The following is a 2,014-nucleotide window of genomic DNA, read 5'->3' as shown; positions in this document are numbered from 1 at the left end:
CCCACCCAGGCTGTGTGAGAACGTGTTTGAGGCTCGGATTGAGCTGACGGAACGGTGGACAACGGGTCCCGGCTTTCAGCCGCGGATCGCTGCGATAAGCGGAGCGGCCCCAAGGATCGCGATCACCCGCTTCATGTTGTAGGCGAGAACCTGTAGGCTCATCTCGCCCGCTACATGTCTCATCCCCTTGGTCAGGAAGTGGGTCGCCCCCATCCAGGCTTTGAGGGTGCCGAAGACGTGCTCGACCGTTTGACGGCGGTCGCGCATTGCGTTCGGGTTCTCGTCGAGCCTGCGTTGCACCACTTCGAGCACATGCTCGTGCTCCCAGCGCGTGATGCGCCGCTGCACAGAGGGGGTGCAATCGGCTTTGATCGAACAGGTGGAACAGGCCGACGTCCAGTAGCGACGCAAGGTCATCCCCTTCTCGATGCTCTCGAAGCGGTATGTCAGCATCTGGCCTGCCGGGCAGCGATAGGCGTCCTCGTTCTCCTGGTAGACGAAGTCCTGCTTGCTGAACCGGCCTTCGGCCTTCGCCCCAGACGTCAATGGCTTTGGCAACGTGACCGAGATGCCCGCCTGTTCGCAGGCCAGGATCTCCTCGCCCGAGAAGTAGCCCCGATCCGCCAGGACGTGGATGGCTGCCTCGCCCGTGGCAGCATGGGCTTGCCCGGCGATGCTCGCGAGTTGGGTTCGGTCGTGACCGACGTTGGTGACCTCATGGGCCACGACGAGGTGATGCTTTGTGTCGACCGCCGCCTGAACGTTGTAGCCCACGAGCCCGGTGCCCTTGCCATTAGTTGCCATGGCGCGCGCATCGGGATCGGTCAACGAGATCTGCCGGTCGGGCGCAGCCTCGACGAGCGTCTCCATGGCCTGCAAGGCGCGCAGACGATCCCGCAGAGCGGCCAACCGCTCTTTGAGGCGCGGCGTTCGAAGCTCTGCCACCTCGGCTTCCTGGCGATCGGCAGTGTCGAGGGCTGCGAGGTAGCGTCCAATGCTCGTCTCGACCTGCTCGATGCGCCGGCGGACTGCTGCCGGGGTGAAGTTCCGGTCTCGCGTGTTCACGGCCTTGAACCGGCTACCGTCGACGGCCACGACGCCTCCGGCCAGGAGACCGACTTGGCGGCAGAGGATCACGAAGTGTCGGCACGTGGCACGCAGCGCCTCACCGTTCTCGCGTCGGAAGTCGGCAATTGTCTTGAAGTCGGGTGCGAGGCGGCCGATCAGCCACATCAGCTCAACATTGCGCCCGGCCTCCCGCTCCAAGCGCCGGCTCGACGGGACCTGATTGAGATAGCCGTACAGGTAGAGTTTGAGCAGCGTCGCAGGATGATAGCCTGGGCGGCCGGTGATGGCGGGCGTCACGCCGGCAAAGCCAAGGGCTGTGAGATCGAGTTCGTCGACGAACACATCGATGACGCGAGCCGGGTTATCCGGTACGACGTAATCGTCCAGACAAGCAGGAAGCAAGGCGATCTGATGGCGGTCTGCACCTTGGACAAAGCGTGTCATCTTTCGCCTCCCGTATCGAGATAAAGACTATCATATTGAGCCAGAACCGCGAACAGGAAGATCAGCTATGCACACCGTCCAAATATACGATACGACTGACGGCGCGCTTAGTTTCGATCTGCGTCATATTCTATCGGCAATCGGAGCGCAGGCTATCGGATGCTCTTGGGCGGTGAGTCGCGTCGGAGGAGTATACGACGAGCCTTTCGAGGCGACGGGCGACCAGGCAGGACGTCTCGAAGAGCTTGCGGCCTCCGGTAGGCGGATCAAGGGATCTCAGCTGCGAGAACTAGCCAACGGAACTCAGCAGGTCATCTAGGGCGAGTTTCAGGCTTACCCAGAAGCAGGCGCTACGGTACCCGTGCTCATCGTGCGCGCCATCGACAGCAGCTTCTACGAAGTTTCAACCTGCGACCCTCGCGTCCTGCAAAACCTCGAAGCAGCCTTCCGCCATGTGAGGCAAGCCTGACCATCAGACGCTCTTTTCACACAGCCTCCACCC

1 protein-coding gene is annotated in these 2,014 nt (G+C 62.2%); it reads right to left on the bottom strand.

All coding sequences use genetic code 11. From position 1 onward, the window contains the following. Positions 1–75: 75 nt before the first annotated feature. Positions 76–1,512, bottom strand: coding sequence for an IS1182 family transposase (locus VQ02_RS30900; RefSeq protein WP_048448090.1), 1,437 nt, complete (start codon positions 1,510–1,512; stop codon positions 76–78). Positions 1,513–2,014: the final 502 nt, after the last annotated feature.

The organism is Methylobacterium variabile (genome assembly GCF_001043975.1).
Classification (GTDB): domain Bacteria; phylum Pseudomonadota; class Alphaproteobacteria; order Rhizobiales; family Beijerinckiaceae; genus Methylobacterium; species Methylobacterium variabile.
This window is presented reverse-complemented; position numbering and strand designations above follow the sequence as displayed.